Source organism: Mesorhizobium sp. M1E.F.Ca.ET.041.01.1.1 (assembly GCF_003997355.1).
Classification (GTDB): Bacteria; Pseudomonadota; Alphaproteobacteria; order Rhizobiales; family Rhizobiaceae; genus Mesorhizobium.
The window spans coordinates 1-2,332 of sequence record NZ_RZSL01000778.1 but is presented as its reverse complement, the minus strand read 5'-3'; the positions used below and the strand labels follow the sequence as shown (position 1 = coordinate 2,332).

2 protein-coding genes and 1 pseudogene are annotated in these 2,332 nt (G+C 63.9%); 1 reads left to right on the top strand and 2 read right to left on the bottom strand.

All coding sequences use genetic code 11. From position 1 onward, the window contains the following. A partial coding sequence (locus EOA38_RS34005) for a 3-methyl-2-oxobutanoate hydroxymethyltransferase (RefSeq protein WP_245480991.1) occupies positions 1–800 on the top strand: 800 nt, incomplete at its 5' end. A gap of 209 nt (positions 801–1,009) precedes the next feature. On the opposite strand, the gene EOA38_RS33995 is transcribed toward EOA38_RS34005, so the two are convergent. After that, on the bottom strand, positions 1,010–1,969 hold the full coding sequence (locus tag EOA38_RS33995) for a DUF1402 family protein (RefSeq protein ID WP_127301278.1): 960 nt from the start codon (positions 1,967–1,969) through the stop codon (positions 1,010–1,012). A gap of 222 nt (positions 1,970–2,191) precedes the next feature. Next, positions 2,192–2,332, bottom strand: a pseudogene (locus EOA38_RS33990) (HslU--HslV peptidase ATPase subunit); the annotation flags it as partial.

Below are 2,332 nucleotides of genomic sequence, written 5' to 3'. Positions count from 1 at the left end.
GCAGCAGACCGACCGTCACCGATTTGCAGTCGCTGAAGGGCAAGCGCCAGCTTTCGAAGCTGCGCGTCTTTTCGCTGGAGGAGGCCGAGGCCGCCGAGCGCGCCGGCATCGACCTCATCTCGGTGCCCTATGATGTGATGCTCGATCCGCGATTTCGCGACGCAGCGCCCACCTGCTTCGCCATTCCCGGCGACGAACGCATAAAGCTCGGCGCCACCACAAACGAGATCCTGCGCATGGCGGTGAAGCTGCGCGCGGCCAGCGCCGACGCCATGTATTGCTCGGCCAGCCCGCAGACCATCCGCCGCCTGCGCGACGAGTACATTCCGGTCTGCGGCCATGTCGGCCTGATCCCGGCGCATGCGACCTGGACGGGAGGCTTCAAGGCGGTCGGCAAGACGGCCGAAAGCGCTGCCTTCGTGTGGAAGCAGGTCAAGGACCTCGAAGCGGCCGGCGCCTTCGCCGCCGAGATCGAGGTGGTGCCGGCTGGCGTCGCAAGCGCCATCTCGCGGCGCACGCCGCTGATCATGATCTCGATGGGCGCGGGCGCCGGCTGCGACGCACAATATCTGTTCTCGGAAGACGTGCTCGGCACCAATCGCGGCCGCTATCCGCGCCATGCCAAGCGCTACCGCGACTTCGCGGCGGAATTCGACCGCCTGCAGAACGAGCGCATCGCCGCCTTCCGCGAATATGCCGAAGACATCCAGTCCGGCGCCTATCCGGAGCCGCGCCACACGGTCGAGGCCGACCCGGAGGAATTGCGCAAGTTCGAGGCGTTTTTGGAGTCGCAGTCGTAACGGATCGGCCAGACTTTCCGGCTTTGCGCCGCCCCTCACCCTTACCCTCTCCCCGTGAAGGACGGGGAGAGGGGATCGCCAGCGCTGGAGCTTGTCCCTTCTCCCCGTCCTTCACGGGGAGAAGGTGCCGGCAGGCGGATGAGGGGCAGCGCAATCGTCAGAAGGCGCGCAAATCCGAGGCGGCAGACCGATCTCAGACCTCACCGCCGCTAGAACAGCGCCTTCAGCTCGTCCAGCTTGTCGTTGACCAGCCAGCCGTAATAGTTCTCCTCGGGCAGCTTTTCCGGCTCGCCCGCGGCGCGGCGCTTCTCGTTCTCCTCCTTCAGCGCATAGGCGCGCTGCTCGGGATTGCCGACATTGTAGAGCGTGGCGGTCAGGCCCGGATTGTGCGAGATGTCGAAGCCTGCGATGGTTCTGTAGGCGTCGATCGACTTCCTGATGGTCGCAGCGACATAAGGCAGCGTGAGATCCGGGTCCATGATCGTCTTGTAGACGGTGTTCGGATCGTTGACGTCGAGCTCGGGCAGGCCGGAGACCTTGTGCACGAGGTCGCTCATCTGCAGCGCCGTCAGCGGATTGAGCTGGCCGAGGCCGAAGGTCTGGCCGGCATAATAGGGCTGGAAGAAGGTGGCGCCGAAGCGGTCGTTGGGGAAGCTTGTCCCGCCGACCGTCTTGCCGCGGAAGGAATGGTTCCAGACCTGCTCGCGACATTCCCAAAGGTCATAGCTGTCGCTGATGCCGGCGCATTTCTTGAACTCCGGCCGCTGCACGAAATCGCTGACGTCCTCGCCTTCATAGGCGAAGGTGAGCTTGCTCGACAGATAAGACATCGCCTTGACGTAGTACGTCTGCAGCCGGTCGTAGGCGTCGACATTGTAGGTGTGCTCGCCGACGATGGCGCCGACGATATGCATCGGATCGATGCCGTAGGCCGCCGCCGCCTTCCTGATCTTGGCGCGCAGCTCGGCATCATTCTGCAACAGCGCATAGACCTTGCGGTACTTGGCCTGGAAAGTGGTGCTGGTGGCCTGGGTGCGCCGGCTGGAGGCGCCGGGAATATCGGGCTGCACGCCGTTGCGGTTGCCCGCAGGCACCATGGTCGCCGCGTTGGCGGTTGCCACCGCCGCCGCCAATGCCAGGCCGAGGAAGATAAGTACGCGTTTCTTCATGCGCCGCCGCCCTGGAGCGGCCCAGCTACCGCCGGTCCACCCCAACTATTTGTTTTTATGCAATTTCGGATGGAAAACCGCTGCGCACTTTTCCTGAAATTGCTTTCGGAATCGGCGGCAACCTAGGTAAAGCGGCCGGGAGAGTCGAGACAAGGCAAGCTGCCGCCGGAACGAAAGGTGGCCAGATGGTACCATCTGGCCACACATCGCCAAGCTTCGCGGTTAGAGGATGAACCGCGACAGATCGGTGTTCCGCGACAGGTCGCCGACATGTTTCTGCACATAGCCGGCGTCGATGGTGACCGCCGTGCCGTGGCGGTCCGGCGCATCGTAGGAAATCTCGTCCAGGACGCGCTCCATCAC

Bases quoted from the DNA above. Each gene is read 5' to 3' on its own strand.
- EOA38_RS33995 (WP_127301278.1), bottom strand. From the start codon at position 1,969: ATGAAGAAACGCGTACTTATCTTCCTCGGCCTGGCATTGGCGGCGGCG.